Origin of the sequence: Phenylobacterium haematophilum (assembly GCF_014196295.1) — a bacterium.
Taxonomy (GTDB): Bacteria; Pseudomonadota; Alphaproteobacteria; order Caulobacterales; family Caulobacteraceae; genus Phenylobacterium; species Phenylobacterium haematophilum.
The window spans coordinates 694,112-715,236 of record NZ_JACIDK010000002.1 but is presented as its reverse complement, the minus strand read 5'-3'; the positions used below and the strand labels follow the sequence as shown (position 1 = coordinate 715,236).

General features: G+C 68.5%; 23 protein-coding genes and 1 riboswitch. Of the genes, 14 read left to right on the top strand and 9 right to left on the bottom strand.

From position 1 onward, the window contains the following. Positions 1-34: 34 nt before the first annotated feature. Complete coding sequence (locus GGQ61_RS09455; protein ID WP_183771836.1) at positions 35-190, bottom strand: hypothetical protein; 156 nt, start codon at positions 188-190, stop codon at positions 35-37. Between the two features lie 169 nt (positions 191-359). On the opposite strand from GGQ61_RS09455, the gene GGQ61_RS09450 reads away from it, so the two are divergent. Further along, positions 360-554: a DUF2891 family protein gene (locus tag GGQ61_RS09450; protein ID WP_221220933.1), complete on the top strand. Its 195-nt coding sequence runs from the start codon at positions 360-362 to the stop codon at positions 552-554. A 69-nt stretch (positions 555-623) separates the two neighbouring features. On the opposite strand, the gene GGQ61_RS09445 is transcribed toward GGQ61_RS09450, so the two are convergent. Then, positions 624-1,637, bottom strand: coding sequence for an adenosine deaminase (locus GGQ61_RS09445; RefSeq protein ID WP_183771834.1), 1,014 nt, complete (start codon positions 1,635-1,637; stop codon positions 624-626). Beyond that, positions 1,637-2,989, bottom strand: a complete 1,353-nt coding sequence (gene glmM / locus GGQ61_RS09440; RefSeq protein ID WP_183771832.1) for a phosphoglucosamine mutase — start codon at positions 2,987-2,989, stop codon at positions 1,637-1,639. The genes GGQ61_RS09445 and glmM overlap by 1 nt, the downstream gene beginning before the upstream one ends. 111 nt (positions 2,990-3,100) lie before the next feature. On the opposite strand from glmM, the gene glmS reads away from it, so the two are divergent. Further along, on the top strand, positions 3,101-4,921 hold the full coding sequence (gene glmS, locus GGQ61_RS09435) for a glutamine--fructose-6-phosphate transaminase (isomerizing) (RefSeq protein WP_183771830.1): 1,821 nt from the start codon (positions 3,101-3,103) through the stop codon (positions 4,919-4,921). A 4-nt stretch (positions 4,922-4,925) separates the two neighbouring features. Here the strand turns inward: glmS and GGQ61_RS09430 are convergent, their stop codons facing one another. Next, complete coding sequence (locus GGQ61_RS09430) at positions 4,926-5,225, bottom strand: hypothetical protein (RefSeq protein WP_183771828.1); 300 nt, start codon at positions 5,223-5,225, stop codon at positions 4,926-4,928. A 282-nt stretch (positions 5,226-5,507) separates the two neighbouring features. Between GGQ61_RS09430 and GGQ61_RS09425 the strand changes: the two genes are divergently transcribed. Continuing rightward, positions 5,508-6,377: a UTP--glucose-1-phosphate uridylyltransferase gene (locus tag GGQ61_RS09425; protein ID WP_183771826.1), complete on the top strand. Its 870-nt coding sequence runs from the start codon at positions 5,508-5,510 to the stop codon at positions 6,375-6,377. 10 nt (positions 6,378-6,387) lie between these two features. Beyond that, a complete protein-coding gene (locus GGQ61_RS09420) occupies positions 6,388-7,254 on the top strand; it encodes an NAD-dependent epimerase/dehydratase family protein (protein ID WP_183771824.1) in 867 nt (288 codons plus the stop codon). Positions 7,255-7,389: 135 nt separating this feature from the next. Here the strand turns inward: GGQ61_RS09420 and chrA are convergent, their stop codons facing one another. Beyond that, positions 7,390-8,727 carry a chromate efflux transporter gene (gene chrA, locus GGQ61_RS09415; protein ID WP_183771822.1) on the bottom strand — a complete coding sequence of 446 codons (1,338 nt, stop codon included), beginning with the start codon at positions 8,725-8,727 and terminating at the stop codon, positions 7,390-7,392. A gap of 3 nt (positions 8,728-8,730) precedes the next feature. Continuing rightward, a complete protein-coding gene (locus GGQ61_RS09410) occupies positions 8,731-9,477 on the bottom strand; it encodes an alpha/beta fold hydrolase (RefSeq protein WP_183771820.1) in 747 nt (248 codons plus the stop codon). A gap of 72 nt (positions 9,478-9,549) precedes the next feature. On the opposite strand from GGQ61_RS09410, the gene GGQ61_RS09405 reads away from it, so the two are divergent. The 3 genes from GGQ61_RS09405 to infC all read left to right on the top strand — a co-directional run bounded on the left by GGQ61_RS09405 (position 9,550) and on the right by infC (position 12,349). Beyond that, the gene (locus GGQ61_RS09405; RefSeq protein WP_183771818.1) at positions 9,550-10,740 is read left to right on the top strand and encodes a glycosyltransferase family 4 protein; all 1,191 of its coding nucleotides are present in this window, start codon (positions 9,550-9,552) and stop codon (positions 10,738-10,740) included. Then, positions 10,740-11,714, top strand: coding sequence for a glycosyltransferase family 9 protein (locus GGQ61_RS09400; RefSeq protein WP_183771816.1), 975 nt, complete (start codon positions 10,740-10,742; stop codon positions 11,712-11,714). Before GGQ61_RS09405 ends, GGQ61_RS09400 begins: the two co-directional genes overlap by 1 nt. 113 nt (positions 11,715-11,827) lie before the next feature. Further along, the gene (gene infC, locus GGQ61_RS09395; RefSeq protein ID WP_183771814.1) at positions 11,828-12,349 is read left to right on the top strand and encodes a translation initiation factor IF-3; all 522 of its coding nucleotides are present in this window, start codon (positions 11,828-11,830) and stop codon (positions 12,347-12,349) included. 36 nt (positions 12,350-12,385) lie between these two features. On the opposite strand, the gene GGQ61_RS09390 is transcribed toward infC, so the two are convergent. Continuing rightward, complete coding sequence (locus tag GGQ61_RS09390) at positions 12,386-13,012, bottom strand: TetR/AcrR family transcriptional regulator (protein ID WP_183771812.1); 627 nt, start codon at positions 13,010-13,012, stop codon at positions 12,386-12,388. Positions 13,013-13,108: 96 nt separating this feature from the next. Here GGQ61_RS09390 and GGQ61_RS09385 point away from each other — a divergent pair, with 96 nt between their 5' ends. Beyond that, on the top strand, positions 13,109-13,600 hold the full coding sequence (locus GGQ61_RS09385; RefSeq protein WP_183771810.1) for a PaaI family thioesterase: 492 nt from the start codon (positions 13,109-13,111) through the stop codon (positions 13,598-13,600). Here GGQ61_RS09385 and GGQ61_RS09380 read toward each other — a convergent pair. After that, positions 13,597-14,535 (bottom strand): homoserine O-succinyltransferase, encoded by a 939-nt coding sequence (locus GGQ61_RS09380; RefSeq protein ID WP_183771808.1) that lies wholly within the window; start codon positions 14,533-14,535, stop codon positions 13,597-13,599. The two genes, GGQ61_RS09385 and GGQ61_RS09380, sit on opposite strands and share 4 nt — an antisense overlap. 43 nt (positions 14,536-14,578) lie before the next feature. After that, a riboswitch (SAM-I-IV-variant riboswitch) is annotated at positions 14,579-14,684 on the bottom strand. Between the two features lie 281 nt (positions 14,685-14,965). On the opposite strand from GGQ61_RS09380, the gene GGQ61_RS09375 reads away from it, so the two are divergent. Genes GGQ61_RS09375 through GGQ61_RS09365 form a run of 3 tightly spaced genes read left to right on the top strand, consistent with a single transcriptional unit; the run spans position 14,966 to position 18,344 of the window. After that, entirely contained in the window at positions 14,966-16,207 is a 1,242-nt protein-coding gene (locus GGQ61_RS09375) for an MFS transporter (RefSeq protein ID WP_183771806.1), read from the top strand. Continuing rightward, a complete protein-coding gene (locus tag GGQ61_RS09370; RefSeq protein ID WP_183771804.1) occupies positions 16,204-17,409 on the top strand; it encodes an MFS transporter in 1,206 nt (401 codons plus the stop codon). Before GGQ61_RS09375 ends, GGQ61_RS09370 begins: the two co-directional genes overlap by 4 nt. Before the next feature lie 35 nt (positions 17,410-17,444). Then, on the top strand, positions 17,445-18,344 hold the full coding sequence (locus GGQ61_RS09365; RefSeq protein ID WP_425500992.1) for an EamA family transporter: 900 nt from the start codon (positions 17,445-17,447) through the stop codon (positions 18,342-18,344). On the opposite strand, the gene GGQ61_RS09360 is transcribed toward GGQ61_RS09365, so the two are convergent. Next, complete coding sequence (locus GGQ61_RS09360; RefSeq protein WP_183771802.1) at positions 18,341-19,048, bottom strand: DUF1345 domain-containing protein; 708 nt, start codon at positions 19,046-19,048, stop codon at positions 18,341-18,343. The genes GGQ61_RS09365 and GGQ61_RS09360 overlap by 4 nt on opposite strands. Positions 19,049-19,240: 192 nt before the next feature. Here GGQ61_RS09360 and rpmI point away from each other — a divergent pair, with 192 nt between their 5' ends. From rpmI to pheS, 3 genes are all read left to right on the top strand, one after another. After that, complete coding sequence (rpmI, locus tag GGQ61_RS09355) at positions 19,241-19,441, top strand: 50S ribosomal protein L35 (RefSeq protein ID WP_183771800.1); 201 nt, start codon at positions 19,241-19,243, stop codon at positions 19,439-19,441. 13 nt (positions 19,442-19,454) lie between these two features. Beyond that, positions 19,455-19,811, top strand: a complete 357-nt coding sequence (gene rplT, locus GGQ61_RS09350) for a 50S ribosomal protein L20 (RefSeq protein WP_183771798.1) — start codon at positions 19,455-19,457, stop codon at positions 19,809-19,811. A 117-nt stretch (positions 19,812-19,928) separates the two neighbouring features. Next, the gene (pheS, locus tag GGQ61_RS09345; RefSeq protein ID WP_183771796.1) at positions 19,929-21,032 is read left to right on the top strand and encodes a phenylalanine--tRNA ligase subunit alpha; all 1,104 of its coding nucleotides are present in this window, start codon (positions 19,929-19,931) and stop codon (positions 21,030-21,032) included. Positions 21,033-21,125 lie beyond the last annotated feature (93 nt).

Genomic DNA, 21,125 nt, shown 5'->3' with positions numbered 1-21,125 from the left:
AGGCGGCGCTCGCACAGGCGCCGCCTTTTTCGCGTCAGCCGGCCAGCACGCGAATGAGGGTGTTGCCGATCCAAAGAGCGCCAGCCCAGAAGGCGATGGCGAGCATTCCGACAAAGGCGAGGCAGGCGATCGAGGTCAGACCCCGAGCAGCACCCCGCGAAGCGCCTCCAAAGGCGACGGGTCGTGGCATGTTTCGCTCCCAGACTTTTCTTTTGTTCCCCGCCGGTCGAGCGGCGGGGACGGGAAGAGGCTGACACGAATTAACCGATCTGCAAAGACCCGCGCCCGGACGCGACAAATAGGCGCAAGAACAGAGACGGAGCTCACACCGATCTTCACGGTGGATAACTCGGCCGCCCTTGGCTCTTCCTGCCATTACGCAACGCACGGCGGCGTTTAGAGTTCACAACCTGCGCTGCACAGCCCGCGACTGGCGCCTCGGCGACGCCGGCGCCGACGCTTGGGAGCCGAGCGGAGACGCCTTCCTGTCGCCGACATTAGTGGAAGCCGAATGCCTTCGCCGGGTGGCGCCATCGGCAAATTTTCGAGCCTGAGCCGCTTCTTGGACGATCAGGTGATCATGGGGCCCGGTCTTGCTTCGCAAACCAGGATGACACCGATGATCAGGCCTTGGCCACGTAGGCGTCGATCTCGGCGAGGTGTCGGGCGATTTCGTCTGGGGCGAGGAACGAGCCGGTGAAGCTGTTCTTCGCCAGCGTGATCAGGTCATCGCGAGACAGGTCCAGGGCCTCTGCGGTTTCGATCCAGTTCTGGCCGAGATAGCCGCCGAAATAGGCTGGATCGTCGGAATTGATGGTCGCGCGCAGGCCGAGGTCCAGCATCCGCTTAAGCGGATGGGCGGCGAGGTCGTTGACCACGCAGAGCTTGAGGTTGGAGAGCGGGCACACGGTCAGGGTCATGCCCTCGCGCGCCAACCGCTCGGTCAGGGCGTCGTCCTCCAGGGCGCGGTTGCCGTGGTCGATGCGGTCGACCTCCAGCAGGTCGAGCGCCTCGTAGACATAGTCGGGCGGGCCTTCCTCGCCGGCGTGGGCCACGACCTTGAGGCCGAGCTTGCGGGCGGCGGCGAAGACCCGGGCGAACTTGGCCGGCGGATGACCGACCTCGGACGAATCCAGGCCAACGCCGGCGATGCGGTCGAGCCAGGGCTGCGCCCGTTCCAGGGTCTCGAAGGCCGCCTCTTCGGACAGGTGGCGCAGGAAGCAGAGGATCAGCTTGGAGGTGACGCCCAGCGTCTGCTCGGCCTCGTCCATGCCCGACAGAAGGCCCTCGATCACGACGGCGAACGGCACCCCGCGGTCGGTGTGGGTCTGGGGATCGAAGAAGATCTCGGCGTGGCGCCCGCCGTCGGCGGCGACCCGGCGGAAATAGGCCATCGCCAAGTCGTGGAAATCGGCCTTGGTCAGCAGCACCTGGGCGCCCTGGTAGTAGATGTCCAGGAAGTCCTGCAGGTTGGAGAAGGCGTAGGCGGCCCGCACCTCCTCGACAGTGGCGAAGGGCAAGCTGACGCCATTGCGCTGGGCGAGCTCGAACATCTGCTCGGGCTCGAGACTGCCCTCGATGTGCAGGTGCAGTTCGGCCTTGGGCAGGCCGCGGACGAAGGCGGCCAGATCGCCCATCAGGCCGCCGCCTTCTTCACCGCCCCGACGATGTCCTTGACGACCGCATGGACCAGCTTCTCGTCGTCGCCCTCGGCCATGACGCGGATCAGCGGTTCGGTGCCAGAGGCGCGGACCACGATGCGGCCGGTTCCGTTGAGGCGCTGCTCGGCGTCGGCGATGACGCCCTTCACGTGCTCGGTCTCCAGCGGCTTGCCGCCGGCGAAGCGGACGTTTTCGAGGATCTGCGGCACCGGCTCGAACTGGCGGGCCAGTTCGCTCATCGGCTTGCCGGAGTCCTTGAGCACGGCCAGCACCTGCAGCGCGGCCAGCAGGCCGTCGCCCGTGGTCGAGAAGTCGGACATGATCATGTGCCCGGACTGCTCGCCGCCGAGGTTGAAGCCGCCCTCGCGCATGCGGGCCATGACATAGCGGTCGCCAACCTTGGTGCGCTCGAGCTTGAGGTTGCGAGCGGCCAGGAAGCGTTCGAGGCCGAGGTTCGACATCACCGTGGCGACCACGCCGCCGCCATTGAGGCGATCGCGTTTGGCCCAGTAGTCGGCGATCAGGGCCATGATCTGGTCGCCGTCGACCACGTGGCCCTTCTCGTCGCAGATGATCAGCCGATCGGCGTCGCCGTCGAGGGCCACCCCGATGTCGGCGCGGAATTCCTTGACCGCACGCGCCACCGCTTCCGGGTGGGTCGAGCCGCAGTCCTCATTGATGTTGGTGCCGTCCGGACTGACCCCGATCTTGATGACCTCGGCGCCCAGTTCGTAGAGCACCACCGGAGCGACCTTGTAGGCCGCGCCATTGGCGCAATCGATGACGATCCGCAGGCCGGCCAGCGACAGGCGGCGCGGGAACGTCGCCTTGGCGATCTCGACGTAACGGGCCTGGCTGTCCTCGACGCGGGCGACGCGGCCAAGCTCCGTAGGCGGAGCGAGACCGACATGAAGATCCTCGCCCATCAGCGCCTCGATCTCGAGCTCGCGGTCGTCGGAGAGCTTGTAGCCGTCCGGGCCGAACAGCTTAATGCCGTTGTCGGTGTAGGGGTTGTGCGAGGCCGAGATCATCACCCCGAGATCGGCGCGCAGGCTGCGGGTCATCATCGCCACGCCCGGGGTCGGCATCGGGCCGAGCAGGCGCACGTCCATGCCGACGCTGGCGAAGCCGGCGACCAGGGCCGGCTCGACCATGTAGCCGGAGAGCCGGGTGTCCTTGCCGATCACCACCAGGTGGCGGCGCTCGTCCTGGGACTTGAACAGCTTGGCGGCGGCCAAGCCGACGCGCAGGGCCACTTCGGCGGTCATCGGATGGCTGTTGGCCTGGCCGCGGATACCGTCGGTGCCGAAATAGGCGCGTTTGGACATTCGTGTTCCCGAAACGATGCGAAACTCAGATTTAGTCGACGCCGCGTTTGCGAATGCTAAAGGCGACGCAGGATTATCACGCTTTCGAGCGACGAAAGGAACCAGGGCGACATGTGCGGCATCATCGGAATCGTCGGCAAGTCCCCGGTGTCCGGGCGCCTGGTCGAGAGCCTCAAGCGCCTGGAATATCGCGGCTACGACAGCGCCGGCGTCGCCGCGCAGGTGAACGGCGTGCTGGAGCGCCGCCGCGCCCCGGGCAAGCTGCGTGAACTGGAGGCGGTGCTGGAGCGCGAACCGCTGGTCGCCGCCACCGGCATCGGCCACACCCGCTGGGCCACCCATGGCGCCCCGACCGAGCGCAACGCCCACCCGCACATCGCCGGGCGCGTGGCCGTCGTGCACAACGGCATCATCGAGAACTTCGCCGAGCTGAAGGCCGAACTGCAGGACAAGGGCCGCGTGTTCGCCAGCGACACCGACAGCGAGGTGGTCGCCCACCTGGTCGACGAGAACCTGAACAGCGGACTGGAGCCGCTGTCCGCCTTCAAGGCGACCCTGGACCGGCTGAGCGGCGCCTACGCCCTGGCCGTGCTGGTCATCGGCGACGGCGACGTGATCATGGGCGCGCGCAACGGCCCGCCGCTGGCGGTCGGCTATGGCGACGGCGAGATGTTCGTCGGCTCGGACGGCATGGCGCTGGGCCCGTTCACCAACCGCGTCGCCTATCTGGACGACGGCGACTACGTGATTATCGACCACGCCGGAGCGAAGATCTTCGACGCCAGCGGGGCGCCGGTCGAGCGGCCGATCAAGACGCTCGCCGCCTCGGCCGCGGTCATGGAGAAGGGCAACTACCGCCACTTCATGGAAAAGGAGATCCACGACCAGCCGGAAGGGTGCCAGCGCACCATCGCGGCCTATGTGGACGCCCTGACCGACCGCACGACGATCCCGGGGGACATCGACTTTTCCAAGCTGGAGCGCATCCAGATTGTCGCCTGCGGCACCGCCTACATCGCCGGCATGCTGGGCAAGTACCTGATCGAGCGGATGGCCGACCTGCCGGTCGACGTCGAGGTCGCCTCAGAGTTCCGCTATCGCGAGCCGGCCCTGCGGCCGGGATCGCTGGCCATCGCCATCTCGCAGTCCGGCGAGACCGCCGACACCCTGGCCGCCTTCCGCTACTGCCAGGCCAAGGGCATGCAGAGCGCGGCCCTGGTCAACACCGTGGAGTCGACCATCGCGCGAGAGGCCGACGTGATCTGGCCGATCCATTGCGGGCCGGAGATCGGGGTCGCCTCGACCAAAGCCTTCACCGCCCAGGTCAGCATGCTGACCGCCCTGGCCGTCGCCGCCGCCCGCGCGCGCGGCAAGATCGACGAGACCGAAGAGAACCGGCTGGTGAAGGTGTTGCTGGAGGCGCCGCGGCTGATCGCCGAGTCGATCAACCTGGAAGACGCCGTCCGCGCCATCGCGGTCGAGGTAGCCAAGGCTCGTGACGTGCTCTATCTGGGCCGCGGCCCAATGTATCCGCTGGCCCTGGAAGGCGCGCTGAAGCTGAAGGAAATCAGCTACATCCACGCCGAGGGCTATGCTGCCGGCGAACTGAAGCACGGACCGATCGCGCTGGTCGATGAGGCCACGCCGATCGTGATCCTGGCGCCCTTCGACAGTTACTTCGAGAAATCCGCCTCGAACATGAGCGAGGTCATGGCCCGAGGCGGTCAGGTCGTCTTCATCACCGACCCCGAGGGCGAGCAGAGCGCCCCCGCGGGCGCCCGCGTGGTGGTGACCGCGCCCAAGTGCGACCCCCTGATCGCGCCGCTGGTCTTTTCCGCGCCCATCCAGCTGCTGGCCTATTACGTGGCCGTCCAGAAGGGCGCGGACGTCGACCAGCCGCGCAACCTGGCCAAGTCGGTGACCGTCGAGTAGCCGGCTACTTCGCCGGCGGCGTCGCCGGGGGAACTTCGGTGGCCGGCGGCGGCGTTGTCGCCATCGAACCGGTGGCCGGCGGGGTCGCCATCATGCCGTCGGCCGGGGGCGTGGTCGCCATCGACCCCGCGGGGGGCGTCGCCATCATGCTGTCGGACGGCGGGGTGGCGGCCATGCTGTCGGCCGGCGGTGTCACGGCCGTGTCGGCGGCCGGAGTCGCCTCCTCCGCCTTCTTGCCGCAAGCGGCCAGAGTCAGGGCGAGCGCGGAAGCCGCCGCGAGCGCGGTGTAGGTGCGAAGTTTCATGGGAAGCCCTTCGTTTGAACTGCGGATGGCGGATCGTGAACCGTTCACGGCCTCGTGAGTTCCGGTCCGAGGTTCACGAAACACCCTTGAATAGCGCATCATAGCTGAGCTTCAGCAAAAGCACCCACAGACAAAGCTTAGCTTTCGCGCAACTCTATCCGTCGAAAAGCTCTTCCATCTTGCGAAGCCTGAGCTTGGTCGAAACCTGATATCCACTTTCGGCTGACATGCTGCGGCCTCGCCTATCGAGCATCCCGTACGGGGGATTGCGGGAGAGCTTGGATGACCAAACGTGTGCGCAAGGCCGTGTTGCCGGTGGCTGGACTGGGAACCCGTGTCCTGCCCGTGGCGCGAGCCACGCCGAAAAACCTGCTGAATGTCTTCGACCGGCCGATCCTCTCCTATGTGGTCGAAGAGGCGCGCGCCGCCGGTATCGAGCACTTCGTGTTCATCACTAGCCGCGGCCAGGGACCGATCGAGGACTATTTCGACGGCAACCCCGAGATCGAGGGGGCGCTGGAGGCCAAGGGCAAGACCGACGTCCTGGCCGAGGTCCGCCGGGACATCCTGCCGCCCGGATCGATGAGCTTCATCCGCCAGATGGCGCCGCTGGGCCTCGGCCACGCAGTGTGGTGCGCACGCGACATCATCGGCGACGAGCCGTTCGCGGTGATCCTGCCCGACATGCTGATGGCCGCGCAGACCCCGGCCCTGGCCCAGGCGGTCGCCGCCTATGACCAGGTCGGCGGCAACATCGTGGTCGTCGAGCCCGTGCCCGAGAGCGAGACCCACAAGTACGGCATCGTCGCCCTGGACGGGCGCGAGGGCCGGCTGAACCGCATGACCGCCATGGTCGAGAAGCCGAAGCCGGGAACGGCGCCGTCGAACCTGATCATCTCGGGCCGCTACATCCTGCAGCCGGACATCTTCCCGCTGCTGGAACGCCAGGGGAAAGGCTCGGGCGGCGAGATCCAACTGACCGATTCCATGGCCGAGCTGATGAAGGTCCAGGACTTCCACGCGCTGGAATACGACGGGACCACCTATGACTGCGGCGACAAGATCGGCCTCCTGAAGGCCAACGTCGCCTTCGCCCTGCAACGCCCGGACTTCGCCGACGCCGCCCGCAAGGCGATCGCCGAGCTGCTGTAGGCGGTTCCGGGTGCGCCTGTTCATCTATGGCTACGGGTTCGTGGGCCGCGCGCTGGCGCGGCGGATGCGGGCCAAGGGCTGGGATGTCAGCGCCACCTATCGCAACCCCGCCGACGGCGAGGCGATGCGCGCCGAGGGCGTCGATGCGGTGGCCGCCGAGGACAAGGACGCCATCGCCGCGCGGCTGAGCGACGTGCAGGCCGTGCTGGTGACACCGCCGCCGGGGCCCGAGGGCTGCCCGGCGCTGCAGGTTCTGGTCCCGGCGCTGGCTAAGGCCGGGGCGTTTCCCGACTGGATCGGCTACATCTCGACAACCGGGGTCTATGGCGACCGCCGGGGCGGCTGGGTGTTCGAGGACAGCCGGCTGGCCGCGCAGTCGCCGGAGGGCGCGCGGCGGGTGGCGGCCGAACGCGACTGGCTGGAGGTCGGGCGCGGCATGGGCCTGACCGTCACCGTGCACCGCTTGCCGGGGATCTACGGCCCTGGGCGCTCGGCGTTCGACCGCCTGCGCGAGGGGCGCGCCAAACGCTACGACGCCCCCGGCCACGTGGTCGGCCGCGTGCATGTCGACGACGTGGCGGCGGGGCTGGCGGCCTCGATCGCTAGGCCGCGGGCCGGCGGGATCTACAACCTGGTCGACGACGAGCCCGCCGCCAACAGCGTTGTCATCGCTCATGCGGCGACGCTGCTGGGCCTGCCCGAGCCGCCGCTGACCCCGCTGGATATCGACGCCTTGCCGGTCAAGGCGCAGCGGTTCTACCGCGAGAACCGCCGGGTCTCGAACGCGCGGGCCAAGTCCGAACTGGGCTGGCGGCCGGCCTATCCGACCTATCGCGAGGGGCTGGCGGCGATCTTGGCGGGCGAGCGTCCGTCTTAGTTGCTCCCCCGCTGGGGGAGCTGCCAGCCGAATGGCTGACTGAGGGGGACTTTGACTCAAGCAGCTTGAGAGCAGTCCCCTTCCGTCCCCATGCTGCGCATGGATCCACCTCCCCCAGCGGGCGAGGACCTTTGTTCAGAGCGATCCGAGCGCCAAGCCGCCGAGCGCGCAGGCGATCAGGGTCGTCGTCAGGCCGGCCTTGAAGCGCAGCATGGCGAGCGCGGCGGCGGCGGCCAGCAGGGCCGGACGCCAGTCGAAGCTGGCCAGCACCGGGACGTCGGGGCCCCAGCCGCCGAGCCGCGCGACCTCGCCGAACAGCAGGTGCAGGCCGAACCATAGGGCGAGGTTGGCGATCACCCCCACCACCGCGGCGGTGATGGCGGCGAGCGCGGCGGCGGCCGGGCGATGGCCGCGCAGCGCCTCGACATAGGGCGCGCCGAGGAAGATCCACAGAAAGCAGGGCGCGAAGGTGACCCAGGTGGTCAGTAGGGCGCCGAGGGTTCCGGCCGCCAGCGGGTCGAGGTCGCCGGCCTGGCGATAGGCGGCCAGGAAGCCGACGAACTGCAGCACCAGGATCAGCGGACCGGGCGTGGTCTCGGCCAAGCCCAGGCCGTCGGCCATCTCTCCAGGCCGGAGCCATCCGAAGCCGTCGACGGCCGCCTGGGCGACATAGGACAGCACCGCATAGGCGCCGCCGAAGGTGACCACGCCCATGGTCGAGAAGAAGCCGGCCAGCCGGGTCCAGACGCTGGTCTCGCCGGTCAGCAGGTAGAGCGCCGCGAGCGGGGCCAGCCAGACCGGCAGCCAGACCGCCAGCACCCGCAACGCCCGGCCGCGCGACGGCGCCAGGTGACCGCCCTGCCCGGCGGCGATCGCGGCGTCGACCAGGTCGGGGGCGTCGGGGGCGTCCTGCCCTTGGGCCGGCGGCGCCATCAGGGCGGGCGCGAACCAGCCGAGCAGGCCGGCGGCGAGGATGACCAGCGGGAACGGGACGCGCAGGACGTAGAGGGCCAGGAAGGCGGCGACCGCGATCAGCACGGCGGCCTTAGTCTTCAGCGCCCGGCGGCCGACCCGCAGCACCGCCTCGACGACGATGGCCAGCACCGCCGACTTCACGCCCAGGAACAGGGCCGCGGCCAGCGGCGTGGCGCCGAGCAGCACGTAGGCGATGCTGAGCCCCAGCATGACCAGGGCGCCGGGGATCACGAACAGCAGGCCGGCCAGCAGCCCGCCGGCGGTGCGGTGCATGAGCCAGCCGACATAGGTGGCCAGCTGCTGCGCCTCGGGGCCGGGCAGCAGCATGCAGTAGTTGAGCGCGTGCAGGAACCGCCGCTCGCCGATCCAGCCGCGTTCCTCGACCAGCACCTTGTGCATCAGGGCGATCTGGCCGGCCGGGCCGCCGAAGCTCAAGCACCCGATTCGGGCCCAGACCTTGGCGGCCTCCCAGAAGCTCGGGATCTGGGACGGGGCCACTGCCTAGGCGCCGAGCTCGTCGAGGGCGCCGGCGAGGCGGGCGAGGTCCTGGGGCCGCGACAGCCGGTGGTCGCCGTCCTTAATGAGGGAAAAGACCACGTCGTCGCCGCGGATCGCCTGGGCCAGCTCCAACGCATGGCGCCAGGGCACGTCGGGGTCGGCCCCGCCTTGGAGGATGCGGACCGGACAATCGATGTTCACCGGCCCCGGCAGGATCGACCAGCGGGCCCCGTCCTGCAGCAGCTCGCGGGCGATGGGATAGGGCTCCCCGTACTCGGAGGGGCGCAGCCAGACTCCGGTGGCGGCCATCTGCGCGCGGTCGGCCGGGGTCATTTCCGGAGCCATCAGCTTCTCGGTGAAGTCGGGCGCCGGGGCGACAAGCACCATGGCCGCGACGCGCTGCGGAACCGCTCCGGCGACCAGGCAGGAAATCCAGCCGCCCATCGACGAGCCGACCAGCACCGCCGGCCCCTCGACCAGCGTCTCCAGCACCGCCAGGGCGTCGTCGCGCCAACGGGTGATCGTGCCCTTGGCGAACTCGCCCTCGGATTCGCCGTGGCCGAAATAGTCGAAGCGCACATAGGCGCGGCCGCGGTCCTGAGCCCAGTCGGCCAGGGCCTGCGCCTTAGTCCCGGCCATGTCCGAGCGGAAGCCGCCCAGCCAGACCACGGTCGGGCCCGCGCCCGCCACCGCCCGCCAGGCCAGTTTCGCCCCGTCGGGCCGTTCCAGAAATCCGCTCGTCTCAGCCATGGAGCGGTCATAACGCGCGGATGTGACATCGTTAAGCGCGCGCAGAGGGTTTACCAAACCGAGGCTTGCGCTATGCAGAACCTCGTGACGCTTCCCCCAGACTTCACTCTCCTGCAGGTCGTGCCGGAACTCGAGACCGGCGGGGCCGAACAGACCACCATCGATGTGGCCAATGCGGTCGTGCGCGCCGGCGGCAAGGCGCTGGTGGCGACCCGTGGCGGACGCATGGCCGCGCGGCTCGAAGCCGACGGCGGGCGGCTGGCCCAGATGCCGGTGCAGACCAAGAACCCGCTGGTGATGCTCGGCAACGCCGCGCGGCTGGTCGACCTGATCCGCAAGGAGAAGGTGTCGATCGTCCACGCCCGCAGCCGCGCGCCGGCGTTCTCGGCGCTTTGGGCGGCGCAGGCGACCAAGACCCCGTTCGTGGCGACCTATCACGGCGTCTACGGGGCCAAGAACAGCGTCAAGCGCTGGTACAACGCGGTGATGACCCGCGGCGACTTGGTGATCGCCAATTCCGACTACACCCGCGACCACGTACTGGCCGAACACAAGCTCGACCCGGCCAGGATCGTCTCGATCCCGCGCGGCATCGACCTGGAGCGCTTCAACCCCAGTTGGGTGACGCCCGAGCGCGTGCAGGCGCTGCGCGAGGCCTGGGGCGTGGAGGCGCGCGACCGGCGCGTGAAGCTGCTGCTGGCCGGCCGGCTGACGCGCATCAAGGGCCACCTGTTGATCATCGAGGCGGCCAAGCGCATGCGGGCAGCCGGCGTCGAGGACTTCCTGATTCTATTCGCCGGCGACGACCAAGGCCGCACCGGCTATCGTGAAGAGGTCGAGGCGACGGTGGTCGCCGCGGGCCTGGCGGAACACGTGCGGCTGGTCGGCCATTGCGACGACATGCCGGCCGCCTACCAGATCTGCGACATCGCCATGCTGCCCACCACCAAGCCGGAGTCGTTCGGCCGCACGGCGGTCGAGCCGCAGGTGATGGGCAAGCCGGTGCTGGCCTCGGACCATGGCGGCACCACCGAGACGGTGCTGAACGGCGAGACCGGCTGGCTGGTCAAGGTCGACGACCCCGACGCCTGGGCCGCAGCGATGGGCAAGGCGATCGAAATGGGCGGGTTGCGGCTGGCGGCCATGGGCCAGGCGGCGGCCAACCGCGCACGCCGGCTCTATTCAGTCGACGCCATGTGCGAGGCGACGCTGGACGCCTACGCGCGCGTGCTGGCCGCCCGCCATGCGGGATCGCACGGCTGATGTCGCGCGAGATCAAGAAGATCCTGGTCATCAAGCTGTCGGCGCTGGGCGACTTCGTGTTGGCGCTGGCGGCGATGAAGAAGATCCGCCAGGCGCACAAGCGGGCGCACATCACCCTGCTGACCACCCCGCCGTTCGAGAGCTTGGCCAAGGCCTGCCCCTACTTCAACGCCGTCGAGACCGACGGGCGGCCCGAAGGGCTGGGCGAGTGGCTGGCGCTGCGCAAGCGCATCAAGGCCGCCAAGTACGACCGCGTCTACGACCTGCAGACCTCGGCGCAGTCGGCGCGCATCTTCCACATGCTCTCGCCGTTCCCGCCGGAATGGTCGGGCATCGCCGCCGGCTGCTCGCTGCCGCACAAGAACCCCAACCGCAACCGCATGCACACGCTGGAGCGCCACGCCGACCAGCTGAAGTACGCCGGCATCTGGCCCGACGCCCCGACCGAACCCGGCAGCGCGCCGGGACCGGACCTGTCGTGGGTGCTGCCCAAGCCGAGCCAGACGCGGCCGGTGCCGGGCGGGGTGCGGCCCAAGCCCTATGCGCTGTTCGTGCCCGGCGGCTCGGCCCACCGGCTGGACAAGCGCTGGTCGGCCGAGCGCTACGGCCAACTGGGCAAGATCCTGGCGGAGCGCGGCTACGACATCGTCATCATCGGCGGCCCGCAGGAAAGCGCCCTCGCCCGCCAGATCCAGCGCGAGGTCGGACACGTCCGGGACCTGACCGGGCGCACCGACTTCGCCAAGATCGCGATGCTGGGCGCCAAGGCCGCGCTGGTGGTTGGCAACGACACCGGCCCGCTGCACCTGGCCGCGGCCGCCGGCGCGCCGACGGTGGTGCTGTTCTCCAGTGCTTCCGACCCGGAGCTGGCCGCCCCGCGCGGCCACGTGACCGTGCTGCGGTCCGGCGACCTGAGCGACCTTTCTGTGGCCGAGGTCCTACAGGCGGCGAACGCTTTGCTGCCTCAATCCTAGCACCGCTTGATTGGGGCCATCCCCTTCGTCATATATGGCTGCCGACCGGAGCCTCGCGCTGCCGGCCGAACCTGTTTCAACAGCTCTAGGAGCGAAAGCCTATTCGCCGCCCCATGCAGGCGCCGCCCGTCAAAGACGGACCGCGCATCAATGATGAGATCCGCGTCCCCAAGGTTCTGCTTATCGACCAGCACGGCGAGAAGCAGGGCGTGATGCCGACGTCGGCCGCCATGGAGGCCGCTGAGGAAGCCGGCCTCGACCTGGTCGAGATCGTGCCGAATGCGGATCCGCCGGTCTGCAAGATCCTGGACTATGGCAAGTTCAAGTTCCAGGAGCAGAAGAAGAAGAACGAGGCGCGCAAACGCCAGAAGGTCGTCGAGATCAAGGAGATCAAACTCCGCCCGAACATCGACATTCACGACTATGAAGTGAAGACCAAGGCGATGCACCGGTTCTTCGAGGAGGGCGACAAGGTCAAGGTCACCCTGCGCTTCCGCGGTCGCGAACTGGCTCACCCGGAACTCGGGATGAAGCTGCTCCAAAAGGTCAAGGCCGACTTCGACGAATTCGCCAAGGTCGAATACGAGCCTCGCATGGAAGGCCGCCAGATGATCATGATCCTGGCCCCCCGCTAGGCGCGAAGACCATCGACAGATAAACGAGCGGCCGCCCTACGGGGTGGCCGTTTTCGTTTGCGAGGAGCCTGGCCGCGCCGAATAGCCCAGATAGGCGCGGCCCAGGCGCACCAGCTCGTCCTCGAACTCCTGGCTCTGCAGGAAGTCGACCCCTTCGAGCACGGCGGCCCGCATCGCGCCCTGAACCGCCCGGCCGAGCACGAAGGCCTGGACGGGGGTCAGCGGGCGGCCCTCGGCGTCGGTCATGCCGTCTTCCACCGCCGCGAACTTCGCCGCCAGTTCGCCGTGATCGGCGTGGGCCAGCAGGGCCGACACAGCGATCCTCCGCGCCCGATGGCGTCCCGCGAAGGCCTGGACGAAGGCGCGAATGATCGCGCGATCCCGCGCCACTCCGGAGCCGCCGCCCTCCAGCGCCGCCATCACCGCGCTCCGGTGCGCTTCGGTCTCCCTGAGCGCCAGCGCCCGCAGCACGGAGTGCTTGTCCGGGAAGTAGCGATAGAGCGTTCCGATGCTGACGCCGGCCCGTTCAGCGACGGCGTTGGTGTTGAACCCCGCCTCGCCGGTCGCCTCCAAGACCTGAGCCGCCGCCTCCAGAATGACGTCGACGGAGTACCTCGCCCGCTGCTGGCGCGGTGTTTTGCGAGCATTTTCAACGCTGCTCATGTCCGCTCCCTCCGACCGCTCCCGGCATTGTAAGTCGAGTAACAGAGCCCGCGCGGCGTCCCTACCCTCACCTGAGCAATTTTGGGGGAGGATCGAATGACCTGGGCGACCGACCGACTGGATGCCTTAAAGACCGGGCGCGCCACGCCGCCCCCGGTGGTGCGAACCTTAAGGCTCGGCCTGATCGACGATTGGGGCGAGGGCTGGGTGCGAAAATCCTGGAGTCCCGCGCCGGAGCTTGCGACCAGTGACGGCTCGCTGTTCGGTGGATACCTCGCGGCCCTGGCCGATCAGGTGCTGTCGTTCGCGACAATGACGGTCGTTCCCGACGATAGGCTGTTTCGCACCGTCAACCTGCAGCTCAATTTCCTGAGGGTGGGCCGCACCCATCCGCTGACCATCGAAGCCCGCGTCGTCGCCCACACCCAACAGCTGATCACCGTCCGCGCCGAGTTCCGGCGCGGCGACGGCGAGCTAATCGCCGACGCCACGGCGCAGCAGATCCTCATGACCTTCGACCGGTGGCCCGCCGAAAGGGCCGCGATCGAGGCGATGGCCGGCGGGGCCCGCCAGGCCCGGGAGGCCTAGATGCGGCGCCCGGAGTTCGAACCGCCGATGTCGTTGAGGTCGTACGGGGTCGTGCGGTAGATTTCGTTGATCCAGTTAGCGAACAGCAGGTGCGCGTGACTGCGCCAGCGGTTGGCTGGCGGCCGGCCGGCGTCGCCGTCCGGAAAATAGTTCAGGGGCTGCGGCGTGGCCGGATCCCTGGCGCGGTCGCGGACGAACTCATCGGCTAGGGTCGTGGCGTCGTATTCGAGGTGGTTGAACATGTGCAGCCCGCGATGCTGCGCATCCTCGACCAGACAGAGGCCGGACTCGTCGGACTCCAGCAGCACGTTCAGCCCCGCGCCCTCGGGCAACTCTTCGGCCCGCACCTCGGTCCAGCGCGAGACCGGCACGTCGACCTCGTCGGACATGCCGCGGAGGTACGGAGACGCCGGCGCGGCCAGCCGGTGAGAGAAGACCCCCCAGCGCTTGGCCGCCAGTATGTGCTTGCCGACGCCGTGGAAGTGGTGAAGCGCCGCCTGGGCGGCCCAGCAGATGTTTAGACTGCTGTGCACATGGCTCTGGGTCCAGTCGAAGATCCGGGTCAGTTCGTCCCAGTAGTCTACCTGTTCGAAGGGCAGCGTCTCGACCGGCGCGCCCGTCACGATGAAGCCGTCGAACCGCTCGTGCCTGACCTCGTCCCAGGTCCGATAGAAAGCGGCCAGGTGTTCAGGCGGTGTATTGCGCGGCGTGTAGCTGGCCAGTTGGACCAGCGAGAGCTCGACCTGCAGGGGAGTGGCGCCCAGCAGGCGAGCGAACTGGATTTCGGTCTTCGGCTTGTCGGGCATCAGGTTCAGCAGCCCGATGCGCAGCGGCCGGATGTCCTGGCGCGCGGCCTGCGTCTCGGCCATGACGATAACGCCCTCGGCTTCCAGTGTGGCGCGCGCAGGCAAGGCGTCGGGAATCTTGATCGGCAAGGTTCAGCCCTCAGTCATTCAACTCGGACCGGGACGGAGCTGGGATCACCCGTTGGATTGCCGCCGCGGCCACATCCTCCCGGGAGGGAGCGCCACCTTGCTCGGGAAGCAGGTTGGCGTTGGGCGACGCCCAACTCTTGATGCGAGGCCAGCAATAGAAAATGCGCGGCTCCCCCACAAGCCCCGAGATGCCGCCGCCGAGCCGGGCCCTGGGCCTGACGCCGAACCGACGGCACGAACCGTCCGACATCGGGGCTGCGCAGGGTGGGATCATGCCGTTACGGCAGCTAGGCCGGAGGGGTTCGTGCGCGACGCCGATTAGCCCCCCTCGCCCCCATACTGAGGCCTTGAAGCCGCACCCCCGCGACCGAACAACCAAGCCCCGAACTCGGGCTTGCGGCGTAACGCGGGTCGTCTTAACAGCGCTCACATGTCCGACACCGCGCCGCGCGGGAAGGTTCCGTCCCGCTGGGCCGCGCCGTCCCTGATCGCCGTCATTTTCATCAATATGCTCGGCTTCGGGATCATCGTCCCGTTGCTGCCGTTCTACGCCAAGTCGTTCAACGCGCCGGGCTGGCAGATCGGCCTGATCTTCGCGGCCTATTCGGTCGGCGCGTTCTTCGGCGAACCTTTCTGGGGCCGGTTGTCCGATAAGTACGGCCGCAAGCCGCTACTGATCTCGACGATCTGCGGCAACTGCCTCTGCTATCTGGCCCTGGCTTTCGCCCCCAACATCTGGGCGGCGTTCGCGATCCGCCTGATCGGCGGCTTGGCGGCCGGGAACGGCGCGGTCGTGCAGGGCTACCTTGCCGACGTCACCCCGCCCGAGAAGCGCGCGCGGCAGATGTCGTACCAGAGCGCGGCCTGGAACGTCGGGCTGATCGTCGGGCCGTCGGTCGGCGGCCTGTTCGTCCACACCGGCGCGGGGCCGGCCGGCTTCCGCATTCCGCTGTTCATCGCTTCGGGCCTGGCCCTGCTCTGCGTCGTCGCGATCATGCTTTTCATCCGCGAGAGCCGCATCCGCGACACCAGCATCACCGACCGGCCCAGCCGTTGGTCGGCGATCGGCGAGGCGGTCGGCCATCCGGTGATCGGCCGCCTGATGCTGCTGACCTTCCTTGTCGGCTTCGCCTTCACCGGCATCGAGTCGATGTTCGGTCCCTGGGCCAACGCCCGCTTCGGCTGGGAGCCGCGCGACATCGGCGTCTGCTTCGCCTTCGTCGGCGTGGCCGCGTTCCTGACCCAGACCCTGGTGACGGGCCAGATGTCCGAGCGGTTCGGCGAGGGGCCCATGCTGGCCGTCGGCATGAGCATGACCGTCATCGGGGCGCTGCTGCAGACCGTGTCCACCGGTGGCCCCATGACCATCGCCCTGATGTGCTTCACCGCCGTCGGACAGTCGGTCGCGTACCCGAACGTAGGGGCGCTGATCTCGCGCACCGCCGACCCGCACAAGCAGGGGCAGATCCTGGGCTTGAACAACGCGTGCGGCGCGGCCGCACGGGTGGTCGGACCGATCACGGCCGGTTTCGTCTTCGAGCACGTCCTCAACGGGCCCTTCATCATCGGCGCCCTGGTGGTGGCGCCGGCGATCTTCCTGGCGCTGTCGGCCAGCCGCAAGGCCCGCGCCCACCTGCAGGCGCAGCAGGCGCAGGCGGCGGAACAGTCATGACCCCGCCCCCCGTCTCGCGCGGGGAGGAGACGCGGGCGCTGCTCGTCCTGTTGTCGGTGATCTTCCTGAACATCGCCGGCTTCGGCCTGGTGATCCCGCTGCTGCCGTTCTTCGGTAAGTCGCTGGACGCGCCGGCCTGGCAGATCGCCATCCTGTTCTCGGCCTTTTCGTTCGGGCAGTTCCTGGGCGAGCCGTTCTGGGGGCGGATGTCCGACCGCGTCGGCCGCCGCCCGGTGCTGATGATCACCATCGCGGGCGGGGCGCTCGCCTATGTGGCGCTGGCCTTCGCGCCGAACATCTGGCTGGCGTTCCTCGCCCGCTTCGTCGGCGGCGTCCTGTCCGGCAACATCTCGACCCTGCAAGGGGCGCTGGCCGACATCACCCGCCCGGAAGAGCGGGCGGCGAAAATGGGCCTGATGGGCTCTGCGTTTTCGCTCGGCTTCATGGTCGGGCCGGCGCTGGGCGGGCTGCTGGCGCATCCGGAACTGGGACCGCTCGGCTTCCACATCCCGCTGTTCGCGGCCGCAGGCTTCGGCCTGCTGTCGGCGCTGGCGGTGCTGGCCTTCGTGCGCGAGAGCCGGCCCGAGCCGCGGCAGGGCCGCCAGCCCAACCGCCTGGAAGTGCTGCGCGTCTCGCTGGCCGACCCGATCATCCTGCGGGTGATGCTAATCAGCTTCGTGGTCATCTCCGGCTTCGCCGGGATCGAGGCGACTTATGGCCTGTGGACTGAGCACCGGTTCGGCTGGGGACCGCGCGAGATCGGCTTCGCCTTCATGGGCATCGGCGTGCTGGGGGCGTTCTGCCAAGCGGTGCTGACCGGAATGCTGGTGCGCCGGCATGGCGAGACCACGGTGCTGACCGCCGGCCTGGCGGCCATGTGGATCGGCATGCTCTTCCAGTTCCTTTCGCCCAACTGGCCGGTGGCGATGGTCGGGTTCGCGTTCGTTTGCTTCGGGCAGTCGATCTGTTTCCCCTGCCTGACGGCGCTGATCTCGCAGGCGGCGCCGCCCGAGCGGCAGGGCGAGACCCTGGGGCTCAACATGTCAAACATGGCCCTGGCGCGGATCGGCGGGCCGATCTTCGCCGGTCAGCTGTTCTCGCTGGTCGATCCCGGCGCGGCCTTCGTGGTGACCGCGATCCTGATCGTGCCGGCGGTGGTCATGGCGCTGCAGATCCTCAAGCGAATGCCGCGGCCGGCGTGACGAGGCGGGCCGCCTTCCGCTAGGAGGTCGCCGTCATGTCCATGTCTTCCGCACCAGCCCCGCGCGCCCTGATTCCCTATGCGGCGCTGATCGGCGCGATCGTCTCGCTGTGCGCTGGGACTTCGTTCGCCAAGCAGCTGTTTCCACTGGTCGGGGCGCAGGGGGCGACCGCCTATCGGGTCGGGTTCTCGGCGCTGCTGCTGTGCCTGATCTGGCGGCCGTGGCGTCAGCCGCTGAGCCGCGACGACCTTGGCCGGCTGGCGCTCTACGGGAGCGTTCTGGGGCTGATGAACCTCAGCTTCTACATGGCGATCCGCACCATTCCGCTGGGGCTGGCCATCGCCATCGAGTTCATCGGGCCCCTGAGCCTGGCGCTGATCCATGCGCGCCAGCCGATCCATTTCGTCTGGATCGGGCTGGCTGCTCTAGGGCTGCTGTTGCTGCTGCCGTGGCGCGACGCGGCCCATGCGCTCGATCCGGTCGGGGTGGGCTTTGCGGCCGCCGCGGCGGTCTGCTGGGCGCTCTATATCGTGCTGGGCAAGAGGACCGGCCATCTGCCGGCCGGGCAATCGGTGGCGCTGGGCATGAGCACCGCAGCGCTGATCGTCGTGCCGTTCGGCCTGGTCGAGGCCGGCGCGCGGTTGTTCGATCTGAAGCTGCTGGCCCTGGGGCTGATGGTGGCGATCGTCTCGAGCGCCATCCCCTACTCGCTGGAAATGGTCGCCCTGCGCGGCATTCCCAAGCGCAGCTTCGGTGTGATGCTGAGCCTGGAGCCGGCCGCTGGCGCGGTGGCCGGGCTGCTGATCCTGGGCGAGCACCTGGCGCTCTCGCAGTGGCTGGCGATCGGGCTGATCATCGCCGCCTCGGTCGGCGTGATCCTGACCGATCCGGCCGCCGCCGGGCAGATCGCCGAGGACGGCGCGCCCGCGCCCTAGAACAGTCCGGCCAGCAGGTTGATCGTCAGGGCCAGGACCACGGTGTTGAACACGAAGGCGACGACGCCGTGGACGGTGCCGATGCGGCGCAACTCCTTGGAGGTGAAGGAGACGTCCGCCGTCTGGCAGGCGACACCGATGACCACCGAGAAGTGCAGGAAGTCCCAGTAGTCGGGCAGCTCGCCGCCCGGGAACTGCAGGCCGCCTGCGTCGCGCGGGGTGTCGTCGTCTGGGGCGTAGTACTCGTGCGCGTAGTGCAGGGCGAAGATCATCTGCACCATGAACCAGGACGCCGCGACGGTGGCGAAGACCAGACCCACGCGCAGCGCCTTGACCAAGCCCTCGTCGGCCTTGGCGGCCGACAGCTCGCGGGCGATGGCCCAGATGCTGGCGGCGGCCGCGGCGACGGCGAGCGCCAGGATCACGCCCTGGCCCTGGTCCTGCGTCGCGGCGATGGCGCGCATGCGGGCCGGGTCGGCGCCCCACATCATGGTGATCGCCAGCACGATGAAGGCCAGGCAGGTGGCGTCCCAGGCCAGGATGGCCGCCGTGACCAGGCTGAGCTCGTTGGGAATCAGCAGGCAGGCGGCCCAGACGACGAGACCGGCGGCGACGCCGGCCAGCAGCCGCGGCCGGGCGACGAAGGCCCCGAGCATGCGCCGGCGGCGCGGCGCGGCGGCGGGCGGTGCGGACGTGGACGCCATCGAAAGCCTCGTAGCGGACCGGTCGGGCGACTATATCCCAGCCGACGCCGAGTCGCCGCAGGCGGACTCAAAGCCTTGCCTTCCCTCACCCTTTCGCGTAAACGCCCCGCTCTTCGGAGTCGTCTGGCCAAAGGCATGCCAGGGCGGTTCATCAATACACCAGAGGACGGGGCCGCGAGGCTCCGCAGAGAAATGCCCAAACTGAAGACTAAGTCGGGCGTGAAAAAGCGCTTCAAACTGACCGCGACCGGCAAGCTGAAGGCCGGGGTCGCTGGCAAGCGTCACCGTCTGATCAGCCACAACGCGAAGTACATCCGTCAGAACCGCGGCACCAAGGTGATGACCGAAGCTGACACCAAGATCGTCAAGCTTTGGCTCCCCTACGGCCTTTAAGGAGAACTGACACATGGCTCGCGTGAAACGGGGCGTTGTCGCCCACGCCAAGCACAAGAAGGTTCTCGAGCAAGCCAAGGGCTTCTACGGGCGCCGCAAGAACACCATCCGCGCCGCCAAGGCGGCCGTGGACAAGGCCGGACAGTACGCCTACCGCGACCGCAAGGTCCGCAAGCGCAACTTCCGCTCGCTCTGGATCCAGCGCATCAACGCCGCTGCGCGTCTGGAAGGCTTTACCTACTCGCAGTTTATCTTCGGCCTGGACAAGGCCGGGATCGAAATCGACCGCAAGGTCCTCTCGGACATCGCGGGTAACGATCCCACCGGGTTCAAGGCCATCGCCGACAAGGTTCGCGCCGCGCTGGCTTGAGGCCGTTTGAGTCGTCAGACTCACTGAGCATTCGAGAAGCCCTCCGGCGAGGACCGCCGGAGGGCTTTTTGCTGTCTCCGCTTCCCGCGCTCCATCCGATCCCTTAGACGAGCCGCTATGACCGCCCAACTCGAAGCTGACATCCTCGCCGCCGTCGAAGGCGCGGGCGACGCCGCCGCCCTTGAGGCAGTGCGCGTCTCCGCCCTCGGCAAGTCCGGCTCCATTTCCGACCTGCTCAAGTCGCTGGGGGGCATGAGCCCCGATGAGCGGCGCGAGCGCGGCCCGCAGATCAACGGCCTGCGCGACCGGGTTCAGGCCGCCATCGCCGCGCGCAAGCAGGTGCTGGAGGCGGCCGAACTCGACGCCAAGCTGGCGGCCGAGAAGGTCGACCTGACCCTGCCCGCGCCGCCGCGCCGCAAGGGCAGCGTCCACCCGACCATGCAGGTCATGGACGAGATGATCGCGGTGTTCGCGGAGATGGGCTTCTCGGTCGCGGAAGGCCCGGACATCGAAACCGACTTCAACAACTTCACGGCGTTGAACTTCCCGCCCAAGCACCCGGCGCGGGAGATGCACGACACCTTCTTCCTGCCGGAGGACGCCAACGGCGAGCGAAAGGTGCTGCGCACGCACACCAGCCCGGTGCAGGTGCGGGTCATGCATGCGGTCAACGAGAAGCTGCCGAGCTGGATCGCCAACGGGCAGGAGCCGCCGATCCGCGTGATCGTGCCGGGCCGCACGTTCCGCAAGGACAGCGACCAGACCCACACGCCGATGTTCCACCAGATCGAAGGCCTGGTGATCGACAAGGCGATCCACATGGGCCACCTGAAGTGGACGCTGGAGACCTTCCTGTCGCGCTACTTCGAGACGCCCGAAGTGGTCACCCGCTTCCGCCCGCACCACTTCCCGTTCACCGAGCCCAGCGCCGAGATGGACGTGCAGTGCGATCGCTCCGGCGGCGAGGTGAAGATCGGCCAGGGCACCGACTGGCTGGAGATCCTCGGCTGCGGGATGGTGCATCCGAACGTGCTGCGCAACTGCGGCCTGGATCCGGACGTCTGGCAGGGCTTCGCGTTCGGCTGCGGCGTCGACCGTCTGGGGGTGCTGAAGTACGGCATGCCCGACCTGCGCGACATGTTCGCCAGCGACGTGCGATGGCTGGAGCACTACGGCTTCAGCCCCTATGCGGCGCCCAACCAGGCCTCGGGGCTCTCCTGAGCCTTACCGATCAGATGCTCCCCCGCTGGGGAGCTGTCCGCGAAGCGGACTGAGGGGGCCTTCGAACCCAGCGGCCGCTGGCCCCCTCAGTCG

Excerpts from the sequence above, each read along its gene's own strand:
- GGQ61_RS09455 (WP_183771836.1), bottom strand. The coding sequence starts at position 190 with ATGCCACGACCCGTCGCCTTTGGAGGCGCTTCGCGGGGTGCTGCTCGG.
- GGQ61_RS09445 (WP_183771834.1), bottom strand. The coding sequence starts at position 1,637 with ATGGGCGATCTGGCCGCCTTCGTCCGCGGCCTGCCCAAGGCCGAACTG.
- glmM (WP_183771832.1), bottom strand. The coding sequence starts at position 2,989 with ATGTCCAAACGCGCCTATTTCGGCACCGACGGTATCCGCGGCCAGGCC.
- glmS (WP_183771830.1), top strand. The coding sequence starts at position 3,101 with ATGTGCGGCATCATCGGAATCGTCGGCAAGTCCCCGGTGTCCGGGCGC.
- GGQ61_RS09430 (WP_183771828.1), bottom strand. The coding sequence starts at position 5,225 with ATGAAACTTCGCACCTACACCGCGCTCGCGGCGGCTTCCGCGCTCGCC.
- GGQ61_RS09425 (WP_183771826.1), top strand. The coding sequence starts at position 5,508 with ATGACCAAACGTGTGCGCAAGGCCGTGTTGCCGGTGGCTGGACTGGGA.
- GGQ61_RS09410 (WP_183771820.1), bottom strand. The coding sequence starts at position 9,477 with ATGGCTGAGACGAGCGGATTTCTGGAACGGCCCGACGGGGCGAAACTG.
- GGQ61_RS09405 (WP_183771818.1), top strand. The coding sequence starts at position 9,550 with ATGCAGAACCTCGTGACGCTTCCCCCAGACTTCACTCTCCTGCAGGTC.
- GGQ61_RS09400 (WP_183771816.1), top strand. The coding sequence starts at position 10,740 with ATGTCGCGCGAGATCAAGAAGATCCTGGTCATCAAGCTGTCGGCGCTG.
- infC (WP_183771814.1), top strand. The coding sequence starts at position 11,828 with ATGCAGGCGCCGCCCGTCAAAGACGGACCGCGCATCAATGATGAGATC.
- GGQ61_RS09390 (WP_183771812.1), bottom strand. The coding sequence starts at position 13,012 with ATGAGCAGCGTTGAAAATGCTCGCAAAACACCGCGCCAGCAGCGGGCG.
- GGQ61_RS09385 (WP_183771810.1), top strand. The coding sequence starts at position 13,109 with ATGACCTGGGCGACCGACCGACTGGATGCCTTAAAGACCGGGCGCGCC.
- GGQ61_RS09375 (WP_183771806.1), top strand. The coding sequence starts at position 14,966 with ATGTCCGACACCGCGCCGCGCGGGAAGGTTCCGTCCCGCTGGGCCGCG.
- GGQ61_RS09370 (WP_183771804.1), top strand. The coding sequence starts at position 16,204 with ATGACCCCGCCCCCCGTCTCGCGCGGGGAGGAGACGCGGGCGCTGCTC.
- GGQ61_RS09365 (WP_425500992.1), top strand. The coding sequence starts at position 17,445 with ATGTCCATGTCTTCCGCACCAGCCCCGCGCGCCCTGATTCCCTATGCG.
- GGQ61_RS09360 (WP_183771802.1), bottom strand. The coding sequence starts at position 19,048 with ATGGCGTCCACGTCCGCACCGCCCGCCGCCGCGCCGCGCCGCCGGCGC.
- rpmI (WP_183771800.1), top strand. The coding sequence starts at position 19,241 with ATGCCCAAACTGAAGACTAAGTCGGGCGTGAAAAAGCGCTTCAAACTG.
- rplT (WP_183771798.1), top strand. The coding sequence starts at position 19,455 with ATGGCTCGCGTGAAACGGGGCGTTGTCGCCCACGCCAAGCACAAGAAG.
- pheS (WP_183771796.1), top strand. The coding sequence starts at position 19,929 with ATGACCGCCCAACTCGAAGCTGACATCCTCGCCGCCGTCGAAGGCGCG.